General features: G+C 57.8%; 19 protein-coding genes. 3 read left to right on the forward strand and 16 right to left on the reverse strand.

Translation table 11 applies throughout. The features are described from left to right. Window positions 1–9 precede the first annotated feature (9 nt). Complete coding sequence (locus ACR0D7_RS02970) at window positions 10–1,404, forward strand: diguanylate cyclase (RefSeq protein WP_480677671.1); 1,395 nt, start codon at window positions 10–12, stop codon at window positions 1,402–1,404. Between the two features lie 5 nt (window positions 1,405–1,409). Here ACR0D7_RS02970 and ACR0D7_RS02975 read toward each other — a convergent pair whose 3' ends face one another. From ACR0D7_RS02975 to ACR0D7_RS02990, 4 genes are read right to left on the reverse strand one after another with little or no spacing between them, the layout of a single operon-like run. Next, window positions 1,410–1,883, reverse strand: coding sequence for a periplasmic heavy metal sensor (locus ACR0D7_RS02975; protein ID WP_480677672.1), 474 nt, complete (start codon window positions 1,881–1,883; stop codon window positions 1,410–1,412). Next, complete coding sequence (locus ACR0D7_RS02980; RefSeq protein WP_480677673.1) at window positions 1,880–2,230, reverse strand: hypothetical protein; 351 nt, start codon at window positions 2,228–2,230, stop codon at window positions 1,880–1,882. Before ACR0D7_RS02980 ends, ACR0D7_RS02975 begins: the two co-directional genes overlap by 4 nt. Then, window positions 2,223–2,834, reverse strand: a complete 612-nt coding sequence (locus ACR0D7_RS02985; RefSeq protein ID WP_480677674.1) for an RNA polymerase sigma factor — start codon at window positions 2,832–2,834, stop codon at window positions 2,223–2,225. Before ACR0D7_RS02985 ends, ACR0D7_RS02980 begins: the two co-directional genes overlap by 8 nt. Before the next feature lie 6 nt (window positions 2,835–2,840). Then, window positions 2,841–3,308: an EF-hand domain-containing protein gene (locus ACR0D7_RS02990; RefSeq protein ID WP_480677675.1), complete on the reverse strand. Its 468-nt coding sequence runs from the start codon at window positions 3,306–3,308 to the stop codon at window positions 2,841–2,843. A gap of 201 nt (window positions 3,309–3,509) precedes the next feature. Here ACR0D7_RS02990 and ACR0D7_RS02995 point away from each other — a divergent pair, with 201 nt between their 5' ends. Together ACR0D7_RS02995 and ACR0D7_RS03000 are read left to right on the forward strand one after the other, a co-directional pair. Further along, window positions 3,510–3,908: a DUF983 domain-containing protein gene (locus ACR0D7_RS02995; RefSeq protein WP_480677676.1), complete on the forward strand. Its 399-nt coding sequence runs from the start codon at window positions 3,510–3,512 to the stop codon at window positions 3,906–3,908. Window positions 3,909–3,933: 25 nt separating this feature from the next. Next, window positions 3,934–4,635: an NUDIX hydrolase gene (locus ACR0D7_RS03000; RefSeq protein ID WP_480677677.1), complete on the forward strand. Its 702-nt coding sequence runs from the start codon at window positions 3,934–3,936 to the stop codon at window positions 4,633–4,635. Window positions 4,636–4,638: 3 nt separating this feature from the next. On the opposite strand, the gene ACR0D7_RS03005 is transcribed toward ACR0D7_RS03000, so the two are convergent. From ACR0D7_RS03005 to nuoH, 12 genes are read right to left on the reverse strand one after another with little or no spacing between them, the layout of a single operon-like run. Continuing rightward, a complete protein-coding gene (locus ACR0D7_RS03005; protein ID WP_480677678.1) occupies window positions 4,639–6,306 on the reverse strand; it encodes a ribonuclease J in 1,668 nt (555 codons plus the stop codon). Next, window positions 6,303–7,082 (reverse strand): type III pantothenate kinase, encoded by a 780-nt coding sequence (locus tag ACR0D7_RS03010; RefSeq protein WP_170381666.1) that lies wholly within the window; start codon window positions 7,080–7,082, stop codon window positions 6,303–6,305. The genes ACR0D7_RS03005 and ACR0D7_RS03010 overlap by 4 nt, the downstream gene beginning before the upstream one ends. 11 nt (window positions 7,083–7,093) lie before the next feature. Further along, complete coding sequence (locus ACR0D7_RS03015; protein WP_480677679.1) at window positions 7,094–7,843, reverse strand: biotin--[acetyl-CoA-carboxylase] ligase; 750 nt, start codon at window positions 7,841–7,843, stop codon at window positions 7,094–7,096. Between the two features lie 54 nt (window positions 7,844–7,897). After that, window positions 7,898–9,340, reverse strand: coding sequence for an NADH-quinone oxidoreductase subunit NuoN (gene nuoN / locus ACR0D7_RS03020; RefSeq protein WP_170381668.1), 1,443 nt, complete (start codon window positions 9,338–9,340; stop codon window positions 7,898–7,900). A gap of 15 nt (window positions 9,341–9,355) precedes the next feature. Next, complete coding sequence (locus ACR0D7_RS03025; RefSeq protein ID WP_480677680.1) at window positions 9,356–10,900, reverse strand: NADH-quinone oxidoreductase subunit M; 1,545 nt, start codon at window positions 10,898–10,900, stop codon at window positions 9,356–9,358. Beyond that, window positions 10,900–13,098, reverse strand: a complete 2,199-nt coding sequence (nuoL, locus tag ACR0D7_RS03030; RefSeq protein ID WP_480677681.1) for an NADH-quinone oxidoreductase subunit L — start codon at window positions 13,096–13,098, stop codon at window positions 10,900–10,902. Before nuoL ends, ACR0D7_RS03025 begins: the two co-directional genes overlap by 1 nt. Before the next feature lie 6 nt (window positions 13,099–13,104). Then, window positions 13,105–13,410, reverse strand: coding sequence for an NADH-quinone oxidoreductase subunit NuoK (nuoK, locus tag ACR0D7_RS03035; protein ID WP_005984024.1), 306 nt, complete (start codon window positions 13,408–13,410; stop codon window positions 13,105–13,107). A gap of 4 nt (window positions 13,411–13,414) precedes the next feature. Next, the gene (locus tag ACR0D7_RS03040) at window positions 13,415–13,903 is read right to left on the reverse strand and encodes a hypothetical protein (RefSeq protein ID WP_480677682.1); all 489 of its coding nucleotides are present in this window, start codon (window positions 13,901–13,903) and stop codon (window positions 13,415–13,417) included. Next, window positions 13,900–14,502: an NADH-quinone oxidoreductase subunit J gene (locus ACR0D7_RS03045; RefSeq protein ID WP_170569051.1), complete on the reverse strand. Its 603-nt coding sequence runs from the start codon at window positions 14,500–14,502 to the stop codon at window positions 13,900–13,902. Before ACR0D7_RS03045 ends, ACR0D7_RS03040 begins: the two co-directional genes overlap by 4 nt. Beyond that, a complete protein-coding gene (locus tag ACR0D7_RS03050; protein ID WP_480677683.1) occupies window positions 14,499–14,909 on the reverse strand; it encodes a carboxymuconolactone decarboxylase family protein in 411 nt (136 codons plus the stop codon). The genes ACR0D7_RS03045 and ACR0D7_RS03050 overlap by 4 nt, the downstream gene beginning before the upstream one ends. Beyond that, on the reverse strand, window positions 14,906–15,400 hold the full coding sequence (gene nuoI / locus ACR0D7_RS03055; RefSeq protein ID WP_170381673.1) for an NADH-quinone oxidoreductase subunit NuoI: 495 nt from the start codon (window positions 15,398–15,400) through the stop codon (window positions 14,906–14,908). Before nuoI ends, ACR0D7_RS03050 begins: the two co-directional genes overlap by 4 nt. Window position 15,401: 1 nt before the next feature. Beyond that, complete coding sequence (gene nuoH / locus ACR0D7_RS03060; RefSeq protein WP_170381674.1) at window positions 15,402–16,439, reverse strand: NADH-quinone oxidoreductase subunit NuoH; 1,038 nt, start codon at window positions 16,437–16,439, stop codon at window positions 15,402–15,404. Between the last annotated feature and the right edge of the window lie 25 nt (window positions 16,440–16,464).

A 16,464-nucleotide genomic window follows, 5' to 3' on the forward strand; every position in this document is an offset into this window, starting at 1 on the left:
GTGACCGATATGTCCGCGCAAGGAACCATCCTTGTCCTCGACGGGACCTCAACCAATCGCATCATGCTGAAGGTTCAACTGACCGCGGCGTGGTATCACGTCGTTCAGGGCGAACGGCTTCAGGGTTTGGCCGGGCTTCTACGACGCAGCAAACCTGATCTGGTACTGACATCTCAGTCATTGCCAGATGGCACCGCTGCGGATGTCAAAAAGCTGGTAATGGCCAATCCAGACCTGATTGACGTTCCGGTTGTTGCCATCGCACCGCAAAACGACAGGGTGGCACGCATCAAGGCTTTGTCGGAAGGGTTGGATGATGTTCTGGCCTACCCTTTCAAAGACACATTCCTGTTGGCCCGCGTGCGGAGCCTTTTGCGCACCCGAGCCGAAACACAGGATCTACAGATTGACAGTTCATCGCATCCCATTGGTTTTGCAGAGCCCAGCGCAGCGCTAATTATGCCCGCCGCAGCAGCCCGCGTCGCTGTTCTGACGCAAGAGCCTCGTACGGGGGCCTTGTGGCAAAGCGTACTGGCGAAACAAACCCGGTACAGTTTGTCTGCGCATACCCCGTCAAACCTTCAGGGGGTTTTGTCGGGTCCCGTGCCAGATGCCATCTTGTTTGAGGTCAGCGAAAACCCGTCAGGGCTGAACCTACTGGCAGACCTGAAATCCCGCGGGTTTACGCGGCACACCGTACTAATCGGTATTCTGCAAGACGGGAACTCTGAATTGGCATCAGAAGCCTTGGACCGGGGCGCCGACGCAATATGCATGGCAGGATTCTGCCCCGAAGAGACTTTTCTACGCCTAAAAAACCAGATCGCTCGTAAGAACCGAAGAGATCAGATGCGTGCATCACTGCGGCGCGGGGTGGTCGATTCCTGGGTCGACCCTCTGACCGGGCTACACAATCGCCGCTACGCGATGAGAGCGATGGATCAAATTGCATATCAATCATTGCAAGCGGGGCAAGGTCTGGCCGTAATGCTAGCTGATCTAGATCACTTCAAAGCAATCAACGACACATACGGCCATTCCGCTGGGGATAATGTTCTGGCTGAGGCGGCGAAACGGATGGTGCAAACCATCGGTTCGGCTGGATTCGTTGCCCGAATTGGTGGTGAGGAATTTATGATTGGCCTGTCCAACACGACACCGGAGAAGGCGTTGAAACTGGCGCAGAACTTACGGGGCTGCATCCGAGATACCCCGTTCGCCCTGTCGGATATCTCAGAATCGATTTCTGTCACGGTCAGTATTGGGTTGATAGCCACCCAAGGCGCGGGGGCGTCGCACCCACCACAGACGGCACATCTGGAAAGGCTCATCAAATCGGCCGATACCGCACTTTATGCCGCAAAGACCGGCGGGCGCGATCAGGTCCAGCAATGTGCAGCCTAACCTGGTTAATCCTTGTGCTTGCGCCCATATGATTTACGTTTCACCACATCCTGCAGCCGATCCGCGTATATCTGGCGTTCAGCATCCGTCATCGCAGTCACTTTCACGAGCCATTTTTCCTGCAGCGCGGATTGCAACTCGGCCATCGATTGCGCTTGCTGCTGCAACAAAGCCTGCACAGCAGCCGGATCAAAAGGGTCGGCTCGTAAAGCGGCCCCAAGCTTGGCAAAGTCCTGAGACCGCAGTTTCCCGCCTCTGACATGCCGTTCGGACAGCTCTCCGCGCAAAGCTTTGCGATCCTCCTTGGGCAAGGCGCGATACATGGCAGGCCCAAATCCAGGTGGTGCCTTGCCGTGATCCCCGCCCTTGACCCGATAAACCGTACCAACGGCAACTCCGGCCACCAACAGGTTCAGCCCCAGCGACACGGCCAGCAAAACCGTCACCCACCGTCTTTTGGGTTTGGCATTATCGCTCATTCTGCATCCTCCAGAAATGATGTGTCCAGGCCAAGGTTAGCAACCGCAAAGCTGGTATCCTCTGGATAGAGTATCGTTGCGGGATCAGGCAGAAAATCAGGCGCAGCGAAACCAATCCAGACACCTGCCGCGCTGGCTGCAACCAGACCGCCCATGCTTTGCCACCCTCCGATACCATCCACCATACGCGCCCAAACAGAACGCGGTGGCGCAGAGGGCTTCAAACGTTCAAGACGCACTGTTTCGGCATCCGTCAGAATGCGAACCGCCAAATCGTCTGGCAACGCGGGTCGGGTTTGCCTGGCTTGGGCAAACAACTGATCCAGCTCCATATTGTCTTCAGTCATCTTCGTACCCCAGTTCGTCCTGCCGCCCGGCCAGTATCGCCGCCAAGCCCCGTTTTCCGCGTGCGGTCAGGCTTTCCACCGCTTCTGTCGTAATGCCCATGATCCCGGCGATCTCAGAATTGGGCAATTCCTCGATATGCCGCAAGATAACCGCCTGCTTCTGGCGTTCCGGTAACTGCGACAACGCCGTCTGCAACGCATCCTTGCGCGCCGCTTCTTGCAACTTCTCAGCCGCGCTAGGATCGTTGTCCTCGGGCTCTGGCACATCGTCCAGACGATCTGGCCTATTCTTGCGTTGCACATCGACACACAGGTTTAGTGTGACGCGGTAAAGCCAAGTGGAAACCTTGGCCTGCCCCGAAACCCATTTCGGTGCCATTTTCCACAGCCGCATCATGGCGTCCTGTGTCACATCCTCGGCCTCAGTCCTATTGCCCAGCATCCGCATAGCCACCGAAAAACACCGCGGTGCCAAGCGATCCGTCAGCGCACGCGCTGCACCGGCGTCGCCTTCCGCGAATTGCCGCAACAACGCATCGTCCGACGCATCCGCGGCACATTCGGTGCCGCGAACATCTTGTGGCAGGGAGGTCAGATCCTCCATCCTTCATCAGCTGTCGTCAGAGTCCGCCTTGCCGTGTTTCTTATGCTTGCGACCCATCCGCTCTTTCGCATTGGCATATTCCTGTTCCGAAATCGTTCCGCTGTTATCCGCGTCGATACGGTCAAACATCTTGCCAGCGCGGCGCGGCTTGGGCAACTCGTCCTCGCTCAGAAAACCATCCTTGTTTGCGTCGTGCTCCTCGAACATTTTGGTCACTCGGTCATTGGCTTTCTTCTGCGTGGCGGCCTGCATTTCTTCGACGCTCAGTCTGCCGTCGCCGTCCGTATCAGCTTTGGAGAATCGCTGTGTGCGATGGGCTTCCATTTCTTCCTGCGTTAGCTGACCATCGCCATTGGCGTCCAGTTCCTGAAAGCTCACTGGTTCGCGATCTCTCGGTCCAGCGGCCAGAACGGAAGTGCCTGTAATGGCCACGGCCGAGATCAAGATGGCCGGAATGAATTTGGAGCTTTTCATGTCATTTTCCCTTTGCTTTGCGGCCCCATCGCCGCTGCTCATATAAGTTCAAACGCGGCAGCATGTGGGTTCCGTCGCAAAAACTGAAAAAAAAAATGGCTACCATTTGCTGCCGCCCAGAGTCACAAAGCGACGCACCCCTCTTTTCTCGGCAGCAAAACAAGCGCATTATCCCGCGCAAACGAACGCGCGAGTTTCAAAATGACAGATCAGACGATCGACACCCCGACCGAGAATGAACGCCCGACATGGCCCGCATTGGTCAAAGGCTTTCGCTGCCGCTGCCCGAAATGTGGTGAGGGTAAGGTTCTGCAGGGTTACCTGAAGGTCAAAGATAGCTGTGACAATTGCGGACAAGAGTTGTTTCACCATCGGGCGGATGACGGACCGGCCTATCTGACCATTCTGCTGGTCGGTCACCTGCTGGCCCCTGCCTTGCATGTGACATATGTTGAATTCCGCCCCGAGCCGATGACCATGTTCCTGATCTTTGCGATCGGCTGTACGGCTCTTTCCCTGTTCCTGCTGCCTCGTTTGAAAGGTGCCGTTGTCGCCTATCAGTGGGCGCGGCGCATGCACGGTTTTGAAAACGCGTCGTGATCCGGGTCAAAGGATCACCTAGCAGATGAGCGAAGACAAAACAGCGATACGGGATGCAGCAACGGTCATCGTCCTGCGGGACCGCATGACCAAGCCTTCAATCCTTATGGGCCAACGCGGCGCAAAAGCCGTGTTCATGCCGAACAAGTTTGTGTTTCCTGGTGGCGCAGTGGATGACGCGGATGCCACCGTGCCTCTGACCTCGGCCTTACCCGCACTTTGCAGCGAACGGCTGGATGAAAGGTCCGAACCCGGATTGCAAAATGCGTTGGCCGCCGCAGCAATCCGAGAGCTTTGGGAAGAAACCGGGTTGATTCTTGGCGAGCCGGGCAACTGGCAGGGATCGCCACCCGAGGATTGGCAGGGCTTCGCGGCACTGGGTTTCTGCCCTTCGGCCCAAGCGCTGCAGTTTGTATTCCGCGCGGTGACACCACCGGGCCGCCCGCGCCGATTTGATGCGCGGTTTTTTCTGGTTGATGCCGATGCAATTCAGGGCGACCTAGACGATTTTAGCCGCGCGTCGGATGAGCTATCCCATCTGCAATGGGTGCCGCTCGACCGCGCACGCGACCTGGATTTGCCCTTCATTACCGAGGTGGTTCTGGCAGAAATCGCGGCCCGGGTCACAAACCCCGAGCCGCCGGAAACAGTGCCCTTATACCTGCATACCGAAGAACAAAGCCTGTTCCTGCAACTCAAGGGCTATCCGATGCCAGACGCCGACTAAGCGTCACTTCATCCGGCTGATGACAGCGGTTACTTCAGGCTTTTTGCCGATCTCTGCTTTGGCGGTCTGACGTATGATGCGGCGCATAGCTTCTTCTAGCTTGTCATCGTCGCGCAGGGTCTTGGCATCCGCTCGCATCAGGAATTGGTTCAGATCCTCTTCCAGAACTTCAATCAATGCGGCCTTTGAGGTTCCAATCTCAGGCAGACCCATGGTATCGCACCACGGTTCACCCAGCGGCTCGTCCTCTTCGTCCAGTATGACCGTGACGGTTACATGCCCGTTCAACGCCATACGGACACGGTCCCGCACGATCCCATCCAACGCACCCACCTTGACGGTACCGTCAAGATAGGTCCGGCCGGTTTCAATAAAGTCGACCACCTGTGGCGCGCTGCCCGTCAGATCAACCATCGTGCCGTTGACCGCCAGTATGCCGGCGCGCCCACCAGCCTCGGCCAGCTTGACATGTTCGCGCAGGTGCCGATGCTCACCATGCATCGGGATGACAAGCTGAGGGTTGATCAGCGCATGAACCTTTTCAAGATCCGGGCGGTTGGCGTGACCGGATACGTGGTATCGGCCCGAGCTGTCATCCACCACATCCACACCCTTTTCGCTGAGCTGGTTCATGATGAAAATCACACCACGTTCATTGCCGGGAATGGTTTTCGACGAGAACAGGAACAGATCGCCCTCTTTCAACTCCAGCCCACGGTACTTGCCGCGCGCCAGTTGGGCACTGGCCGCGCGCCTCTCACCCTGGCTGCCGGTCACAATCAGCATCAGGTTCTGGCGCGGTAGGTCCACGGCTTCTTCGGCACTGACTACCTTTGGGAAATCGGCTAGAATACCCGTTTCCGTCGCGGCCTCGATCATCCGGCGCATTGCGCGCCCAAGCAGAACCACAGACCGCCCGGCTCGCGCCCCGGCCTCGGCCAGTGTTTTCACCCGCGCTACGTTCGAGGCAAATGTGGTCGCGACAACCATCCCCTCAGCGCTTTCGACCAGCTTGGTAATTTCAGGGCCTACTTCCGATTCCGAGCGACCGGCATGGTTGGAAAACACATTGGTGCTGTCACAGACCAAAGCCTTTACACCGGGCTTGGCGACCTCGGCCCACAGGTCGGGATCGAATGGTTCACCTACCATCGGATTTGTGTCGAGTTTGAAATCGCCGGTATGTACGATCCGGCCTTCGGGCGTATCAATGACCAGCCCTGCGCTTTCGGGAATCGAGTGTGAAACCGGCAGAAACCCAACTGTGAATGGGCCAACCGATATCTGCTCAGGCCACGCTGAAACCGTACGAACAGCATCCTCGGAATGGCCATGCTCTTCCATCTTGCGACGCGCGATATTGGCGGTGAAGGCACGCGCGTAGATCGGCGCGCCCAGTGCCTCATAGCAAAGAGCCACAGCGCCTACGTGATCCTCGTGCGCGTGGGTGACGAACACGGCATCCAGCCGGTCAGCCCGTTCCTGCAGCCAAGAAATATCGGCGTGGATCAGATTGACACCCGGCGTCGTGTCCATATCAGGAAAGGTTACACCCAGATCAACAAGGATCAAACGCTCTTGCCCAAGCCTACCATAGCCATAGACATACGCATTCATGCCAATTTCGCCGGCACCACCCAGCGGTAGATAGATCAATCGTTCACTGCTCATGTCGAGCCATTTTCCTTGTTGTAGCGATGGATCACGGTCAGCCCGTGCATCGTCAAATCATCTTCGATCGCGTCAAATCCGACATCTGCCTGATCGAACAAGGGCGCAAGCCCACCAGTGCCGACCACCTTCATCGGCATGCCGTATTCAGCCTTGATCCGGTCGATCAACCCCTCGATCAAGCCGGAATAGCCCCAATACACGCCTGATTGGATGCAGCCAACCGTATTTGTGCCAATAACTTTTTCCGGGCGGGTAATGTCGATATGCGGCAGGGCCGCCGCCCCCTGATGAAGCGCTTCAAGGCTGAGGTTCACACCCGGAGCGATGATGCCGCCGACATAGGCTCCGTCCGAAGCCACCACATCGAAATTCGTCGCAGTTCCGAAATCAACCACCACCACATCACCACCGTGACGGTCAAACGCGCCGACCGCGTTTGCCAAACGGTCGGGGCCGGGAATTGTGCCTTCGTCAATGCGTGGGGCTACGGGCAAAAGACATTCCGGTTTCCCCACAACCAGAGGTCGGCATCCAAAGAAACGGTCGGCAAAGATGCGTAGGTTGAACACCACCCGCGGCACGGTCGAGGCGATGACAACGTCGGTGATATCCGCGTCGATTCCGTAGTGTTTCACCAGCGTCGAATACCAGGTAAAGTAAGCATCCGCTGTGCGGGAATGATGGGTCGAGGTCCGCAGGGTGCACAGAAACTGCTCGCCATCCCAGATCGAGAACACGGTGTTGGTGTTGCCGCAGTCGATTGCCAAAAGCATCTGATTCTCCTTCAGAAAAACACATCCGCCGCCGGAATGCTGACACGGCCCTTGGCGGTCTTTAGGACAAGGTTGCCATTGGTGTCCACGGTTTCAAACGTCCCTACCGTTTCTGATGTCGAAGTCCGGGCAGTGATGACTTCACCCAACCGGGCCGCACGGGATAGCCACGCTGTCCGGATCGGTTCGAAGCCATATGTGGTGAACTGGGTTTCATACCTTGCATAAGCCGCCGCGAGCTCGGTCAGGAAATCCTCGGGGATGACAGCCGCACCGGTCTCTGACAGCAGCGAAACAGGACGAACCGCGCTTTGCTCCACAGCATAGGCCGGAGGCGCTTCGGACAGGTTTACGCCTATCCCAATGGCAAGATGGGATAAGCCCCTCCCCTGCCCAGTGCTTTCCAATAGGATACCCGCCAGCTTCCCGCCGTTCAGCAATACATCGTTGGGCCATTTCAGCGATAGCCCCGCCGCGCGCCCGGTCACTGCGACACAGGCGTCGAACAGCGCCAGCGCTGCCACAAAGCTGCGAAGCGCCGCTTGTTCCGGGTTGCCCTGGGGTCGCAGCAAAAGGGTCGCGGCCAAGTTGCCCTTGGGGTTTTCCCAGGTCCGGCCTCGCCGCCCACGTGCTGCTGTCTGATGATGCGCCATGATCCAAACCGGCCCCGGCGAGGTCGGCGCCAGCCGGGCTGCCTCGTTCAGGGTGCTGTCGACCTCCTGCACGATGTGCAGACCATATCCTTGCGGCCAGGCTGTCATGGCAAAAAGGCCCGGTCTGACGACCGAGCCTCCGAGTTTTGGTTGCGGGATACGTCAGTTAACAAGTGTCGCTGCCGCAGCTGCCGCCGCGCCCTCGATACCGAATTGGTAGATTACGCCCACCAGCATCAGAGCCGCCGACCCCATCAAGGCAACCCACAATACAGGTGTTGAACGCGTCTCGATCGGGTCTTCGTTTTCAGCTCCGAAATACATGTAGAACACGATCCGCAGGTAATAGAACGCACCGATCACCGAGGCGATGGCCGAGACGATGACCAACCCGGTCAAGCCCGCACCAATACCTGCCTGCCAGACACCGAACTTGGCGAAAAAGCCCAGCATCGGCGGCACACCAGCCAGCGAGAACATCAGGATCAGAACGGCAAGAGCCTTGCCCGGATCACGCTTGGAATACTGACGCAGCGCATCAATGTCGGTGACAGGCTTGCCGTCGCGTTCCATCATCAGGATAAAGGCGAAGGTGCCGATATTCATGGTCACATAGATCGCCAGATACATCAGCATCGCCTTGATGCCCAATTCCGTACCAGCCGCCAGACCGATCAACGCATAGCCCATATGGGCAATCGACGAAAACGCCATCAGGCGTTTGATGTCACGCTGGCCAATCGCAGCAACTGCCCCCAGCAGCATCGAAAGCACCGAAAGCAGAACGATCACTTGCTGCCAATCCTTGACCACTCCACCGAAGGCATCATGAAGGACGCGCGCGAAAAGCGCCATCGCGGCAACTTTTGGAGCAGTGGCGAAAAAAGCGGTGATGGGCGTGGGCGAGCCTTCGTATACATCCGGCGTCCACATGTGGAACGGAACTGCCGAGACTTTGAATGCCAGACCTGAAATCAGGAAGATCAGACCGAACAACAAGCCGACCGAGACGTCCCCGTGATGCACCGTCTGGATGATGCCCGAAAACAGCGTGGTCCCGGTAAACCCATAAACCAGCGATGCACCATACAGCAGCAGGCCCGAGCTGAGCGCACCCAGAACGAAATACTTCAGACCAGCCTCGGTGGATTTTGCGCTGTCCCGGCGCAGGGCAGCCACGACGTACAAGGACAACGATTGCAGTTCCAGCCCCATATACAGAGACATCAAGTCACCTGCGCTGACCATCATCATCATGCCCACGGCGGCCAATGCCACCAGCAGCGGGTATTCGAACCGTAACAGACCACGGCGGGTCATGTATTCCTGGCTCATCACCAGAACGGCCGCAGCAGACAGTAGGATTGCGACCTTGGCAAAGCGCGAGAACCCATCGTCGACAAACATCCCGTTAAACGCGACATTCACGCCATCGCCGTTGGTGGCAATCCAAAACGCCAACAACGCCATCAGACCCGCAGTCGCCCAGACCAAGACCGGCGCAAGCGCATCTTTCGTCGTGTAGACGGCCCCGATCAGAGCGGCCATCGCATATACGGCCAGAACGATTTCCGGCAGGATTATTGTCAGATCAGCTTGGATCATGTCTCCAAAGCCTCCTTAATGCGAAGCGGCCGTCTGGGACGCAGCCTCAGCCGCGGCCAGAGCCGTGTCATAGTTCGAAATCAGCGCAGCGGTCGAATTGCCGATCACATCAGTTACCAGAGACGGGTAAACGCCCAACAGGATCGTCATCACGATCAGCGGGGCAAAGATTAGCCGCTCACGCGAGCTCATGTCGGTCATCGCCTTCAGGCTTTCCTTGATAAGATCGCCAAACACGACCCGGCGATACAGCCACAGCGCATAAGCTGCCGAGAAGATCACACCGGACGCGGCGACGGCGGTTACCCAGGTGTTGACCTGGAACGCGCCCATCAGGGTCAGGAATTCCCCGATAAAGCCTGACGTGCCCGGCAGGCCGACATTAGCCATGGTGAACAGCATGAAGACCAGCGCATAGGCGGGCATCCGGATCACCAGACCGCCATATGCCTCGATATCGCGGGTGTGCATCCGGTCATAGATTACGCCGACGCAAAGGAAGAGCGCTGCCGAGATAAACCCATGGCTCAGCATCTGGAAGATTGCCCCGTCAACGCCTTGCTGGTTCGCCGCGAAAATGCCCATGGTCACAAAGCCCATATGCGCAACCGAGGAATAAGCGATCAACTTCTTCATATCCTCCTGCACCAGCGCGACCAGCGATGTGTAGACCACTGCAATGGCCGACATCCACAGCACCAGATCAGTCATTACAGCCGAGCCCACAGGGAACATCGGCAGGCTAAAGCGCAGGAAGCCGTAGCCGCCCATCTTCAGCAGGATCGCCGCCAGCACAACCGAACCCGCAGTCGGAGCCTGCACGTGTGCATCGGGCAACCAGGTGTGCACTGGCCACATCGGCATCTTCACCGCGAACGAAGCAAAGAAGGCCAGGAACATCAGCGTCTGCATGCCGCCGACGACATAGATACCCAGAACGCTGAAGCTTTCGGACGAGAACTGATGGCTCATCAGCGCCTCGATGTCCGTAGTGCCTGCATCCGAATACATTGCAACCATCGCCACCAGCATCAGCACCGAGCCGAGGAAGGTATACAGGAAGAACTTGAAGCTGGCGTAGATTCGTTCCTTGCCACCCCAAATACCGATGATCAGGAACATCGGGATCAGGCCCGCCTCGAAGAACAGGTAGAACAGCACCAAATCCAGCGCCATGAAGACGCCCAGCATCAGCGTTTCCAGCAACAGGAATGCAATCATATATTCCTTGACGCGGTCGGTGACCTGCCAACTGGCCAGAATGGTCAGCGGCATGATGAAGGTGGTCAGCAGCACGAAAAGAACGCTAATCCCGTCAACACCCATTTTGTATTTCAGGCCCAGCAGCCACTCACCCTCTTCCACCATCTGGAAGCCGGTGTTGGATGGGTCAAAGCCCGTATAGATGCCGATCGAGACCAGAAAGGTCACCGTGGTCGCCACCAGCGCGACCCATTTCGCGTTGCGCTGCGCGGCCACGTCATCGCCGTGCAGGAACAGGGCCAGAATACCGGCCGCCACTGCGGGGATGAAGGTGACGATGGAGAGGATATTATCCATTAGTGTGCGCCTCCGCCGATCGACATCCAGGTGACCAGGGCGGCGATGCCCAGAACCATCCAGAAGGCGTAAGTAAAGATGTAGCCCGTCTGCGCCTTGCCTGCGAGGCGGGTGAAGAAGGGAACAACGCCCATGGCGACACCGTTCAGGAAGCCGTCGATGGTGTTGCCATCGCCGCGTTTCCACAGGAACCGGCCAAGCGCCACTGTGGGTTTGACGAAGATCGCATCGTAGATTTCGTCAAAGTACCATTTGTTCAGCAGGAACAGGTACAGAGGCCGCTGGTTCTGCGCCAAGCGCCCCGGCAGCGCCGGGTTCACGATATAGAACCAGTAGGCCATGACAAAACCCAGCACCATCGCGACGAAGGGCGAAACCTTGACCCATTTCGGAGCCGCGTGTGCGTCGTCCAGAATATGGTTGTCCGGCGCGATATAGAGCGCTCCCTCGCCCGGCTTGCCCGCGAAGACATAGTGGTGATCCCCACCATGGGCGGCCTCGTCGCCATGCGCCGCATCGTCACCGTGACCAGCTTCAGCGCGTGCAGCCTCGTCACCATGACCGTCATCCGCATGAGTATCCGTCGCGTGGTCATCCTCCGCATGGGCCGTATCGGCGTGCGCATCCGTCTGGCCGTGATCGCCCGCCTCAGCATGCTCGGACGCCTCGGCAACCGGAATGCCATAGAATTTGCCGACCTTGTCCGCGTGACCAAAGAAGTTGCCGTACCAGATCATACCGGCAAAGACCGCTCCCAGGGACAACACGCCCAACGGCACCAGCATGGACATCGGGCTTTCATGCGCGTGATCATGTGTATGCTGATCACCACGCGGCTTGCCGTAGAAGGTCAGGAAGATCAGACGCCAGCTGTAGAACGAAGTGAACGCAGCCGCGATCACCAGCAGCCAGAAGCCATAGGCTGAGCCGCCTGCATAGGCGCTCTCGATGATGGCGTCCTTGGACAGGAACCCGGCGAACCCGAATGTGGTCAGCGGAATGCCGACACCGGTGATGGCCAGCGTACCGATCATCATCGCCCAGAAGGTATATGGAATCTTTTTCCGCAGACCGCCGTATTCCGTCATCTCCTGCTCGTGATGCATGGCGTGAATCACCGAACCGGCACCAAGGAACAGCAGCGCCTTGAAGAATGCGTGCGTGAACAGGTGGAACATCGCCGCCGAGTACATGCCCACACCGGCAGCCACGAACATGTAGCCCAGCTGCGAACAGGTCGAATACGCAATGACGCGCTTGATGTCGGTTTGAACCAGACCCACGGTCGCGGCAAAGAACGCGGTCGACGCACCCAGCACGGTGATGAACCCGGTGGCACCCGGCGCGAACTCCATCAGCGGCGACATGCGGCAGACCAGGAAAACACCCGCAGTCACCATGGTCGCGGCGTGGATCAGCGCCGAAACGGGCGTCGGGCCTTCCATCGCGTCCGGCAACCAGGTGTGCAGGATCAGCTGCGCCGATTTACCCATCGCACCGATGAACAGCAGCACACAGATCACTTCGATGGCGGTCCACTCACCCCACAGGAAGTGCAATTGCGTTTCCGCCAGCTCCGGGGCCGATGCGAATATGTCGGAAAAGTTGATGCTGTCGGTCAAGAAGAACAGCGCAAAGATCCCCAGCGCAAAGCCAAAGTCACCAACCCGGTTCACCACGAAGGCCTTGATCGCAGCGGAATTGGCAGAGGGTTTGCGATAGTAGAACCCGATCAGCAGGTACGAGGCGACACCCACGCCCTCCCAACCAAAGAACATCTGAACCAGATTGTCCGCTGTCACCAGCATCAGCATCGCGAATGTAAAGAACGACAGATAGGCAAAGAAGCGCGGCTTATAGCTTTCGCCCTCACGCCATTGCGGATCGTGATCCATGTAGCCGAAGGAATAGAGGTGCACGAGCGCCGAGACGGTCGTCACCACGATCAGCATAATCGCGGTCAACCGGTCCAGACGCACCGCCCAGCTTGTCGATAGCGAGCCGCTCTCGATCCAGCGCATGACTTCGATCTGTTGGGTGTGACCGTCGAAGGTGAAGAACACGATCCACGACAGCAGACAGGCCAGAAACAGCAGGCCCGTGGCGGTCCACATGGCGGCTTTCTCACCAATAAAGCGCCAGCCAAAGCCGCAGATCAGTGCGCCCACGAGCGGGGCAAAAAGGATGGTGGTTTCCATGTTCCCTTACCCCTTCATCATATTGACGTCTTCAACCGCGATGGTGCCGCGGTTGCGGAAGAAGCAGACCAGAATGGCCAGACCAATCGCCGCCTCGGCCGCCGCTACGGTCAGCACGAACAGCGTAAACACCTGCCCGACCAGATCGCCGAGAAAGCTGGAAAACGCCACGAGGTTGATATTCACCGCCAGCAGCATCAGTTCGATGCTCATCAGCAGGATGATGACGTTCTTGCGGTTCAGGAAGAGACCGAAGATGCCGATGACGAACAGCGTCGCCGCGACCGTAAGATAGTGTTCAAGTCCGATCATCGTCTTAGAGTCCCTCGAATTTCTCTTTCCCGTTGCGAAGCTCGGGAAACGCCATTGCACAGGCGCAGTTTTCTTTCGATTCAATGTAGTCGTCGATCTGGAATGCCTTTCGCTCAAAGGCTTTTGTTGCCGAAGTCCACGAATAGCTTGTTTCAGCAGATGCTAGTACTTGGACAACTTCATTTGCTTCATCGACGCGATCCAAATGAGTACCGTCGAAGTCCCGTTCGAGTTTCGCTACGACGCGCATCGTTTGACCGCTCTCACAAGCCGCAAACAAAACAAACTCAGTATGTGTGCATCCCAATTCGTCGGTGCAGATAGAGCCAATCTCAGAATAAGAGACAACGCCGTTGCCAACGATTCTGTGGTTCGTCTCGAACACGTGATGCGACATAATCGGAAGAGCTTCGCAAGCTTCGATACCCGCTGCGAAAACAGTCGCGGGGAAAAAAGCGAAACTTAGCCCAGATATCACGGCTTTGAACCTCACAACCCCTGCCCCGGTTTCACGTCCTTCAACTCCATCGCCTCGGCCGGGTCGCGCATCATCTGGCCGACGATGTCCTGACGCTTGATGTCCTTGCGATGGCGCAGGGTCAGCACAATCGCGCCGATCATGGCCACCAGCAGGATCAGGCCTGCCAGTTGGAACAGAAGGAAGTATTGATCGTAAAGGATGACGCCGAGCGCCTCGGTGTTGTGGCGGTCTGCCGGAACCGGCTGCGCCAGATTGGCCGCCGCGCCCTGCGCGCTGTCCCATGCCCCAAAGGCCATGACGAACTGCATCAGGATGACCAGACCGATCAGCAGGGCCAGCGGCATATAGCGCGCCATCTCGGCCTTGAGCTCGGCAAAGTCCACGTCCAGCATCATCACCACGAACAGGAACAGAACCGCGACTGCGCCCACGTAAACGATGATCAGCAGCATCGCCACGAACTCGGCCCCCAGCAGCACGAACAGCCCCGCCGCAGACAGGAAGGACAGGATCAGCCACAGCACCGAATGCACCGGCTGGCGGCTGATCACCGTGAACAGCCCACCGGTGATGGCGCTGATGGCAAACAGATAGAAGGCAAAGACGGTCATTGATCCTCATCCTCGTTGTCGCCCATAACCTCTTGCGCCAGATCCAGCGCGCGAGTCATGGCCGGGATGCCGGCAAAGACCGACATCTGACCGATCGTTTCCACGATCTCTTGTTTCTTGGCACCGGCCTCAAGCGCGTGACGCACGGTCTGGCGCACCGCCGAGTCCGCCTGAGCGCCTTGCATGGTCAGCCCGGCCAGCGTCAGCAACAGGCGGGTCTTGGCATCCAGCCCGTCCTTGTTGACGGTATTGCCGAACATCATCTCCATGACCTCTTTGGGCATGGTCGGCCACAACGCCTCGAACCCTTTGGGCGAGAAATTTTCCATCGCCGGGTTCATCGCCTTGGCCATGTCCTGAGCCTGCTTCATCATCAGCTCAAAGGGATTTGTGGGCGTGTCACTCATCTGTACGGCGCGTCCATTTCCAGATTGCGGGCAATCTCGGCTTCCCAGCGTTCGCCGTTATCGAGCAGTTTTTGCTTGTCATAGAACAGCTCTTCGCGGGTTTCCGTGGCGAATTCGAAGTTCGGGCCTTCGACGATGGCATCGACCGGGCAGGCCTCCTGGCAGAAACCGCAATAGATGCACTTGGTCATGTCGATGTCATAGCGTGTGGTGCGGCGGCTGCCGTCCTCACGAGGTTCGGCGTCGATGGTGATGGCCTGCGCCGGACAGACCGCCTCGCACAGTTTACAGGCGATGCAGCGTTCTTCGCCATTGGGATAGCGGCGCAGGGCGTGCTCACCACGAAAACGCGGGGACAGCGGGCCCTTCTCGTGCGGATAGTTGATGGTGGCCTTGGGGGCGAAGAAATACTTCAGACCCAGTTTCATGCCGACCCAGAAGTCCTGCAGCAGGAAGTATTTGGCTGCACGGGTATAGTCGATATTTGCCATATCAGCCTCCTACGGTCCAACGGGCGAAGATGCCCCAGAACCATTCGAATTTCGCCGCAAAGGCCACGAACACCACCCAGGCCAGCGAGAACGGCAGGAACACTTTCCAACCCAGCCGCATCAATTGGTCATAGCGGTAGCGGGGCGTGATTGCCTTGACCATCGCGAAGATGAAGAAGAAGAACGCCATCTTGCCTACCATCCACAGGACGCCGTCGGGCAGACCCGGGATAGGTGACAGCCAGCCGCCAAAGAACAGCAGCGACGTCAGCGCGCACATCAGGAAGATTGCGATGTATTCACCGGCCATGAACAGCAGGAACATGGTGGCCGAATATTCTACTTGATAACCCGCCACCAGTTCCGATTCCGCCTCGGGAAGGTCGAACGGAGGGCGGTTGGTTTCTGCCAGCGCCGAGATGAAGAACAGGAAGACCATCGGGAAATGCGGCAGCCAGTACCAGCCGAAGAAGCCGTATCCGGTGTCCTGCGCATTGACGATCGCACCGAAATTCATCGAGCCGGTCGAGATGATTACGCCAATGATAATCAGACCGATCGAGACTTCGTAAGAGATCATCTGAGCGGCAGATCGCAACGAACCCAGGAACGGGTATTTCGAGTTCGACGCCCATCCCCCCATGATCACTCCGTAGACCTCAAGAGAGGATACGGCGAAAACGTACAGGACGGCCACATTGAGGTCGGACAAGACCCAACCTTCGTTGAACGGGATCACCGCCCAAGCGATCAGCGACAGAACAAAGCTGGTCATCGGGGCCAAAATGAACACGGCGCGGTCAGCGCCCGCGGGAATGACGACCTCTTTCACCACGTATTTCAGTGCGTCGGCCACCGATTGAAGGATGCCATAGACGCCGACCACGTTCGGGCCGCGCCGCATCTGGACCGCTGCCCAGATCTTGCGGTCGCCATAAACAAGGAACAACAGCGAGATCATCACAAAGGCAACGACTGCAAGCACTTGCGCCAGAATGATGATGGCTATTCCGCCTGGGGTGTTAAAGAATTCAGCCATTGGTCCTCACACCGTGGGTATTCCG

Source organism: Ruegeria sp. BB7, assembly GCF_056539365.1.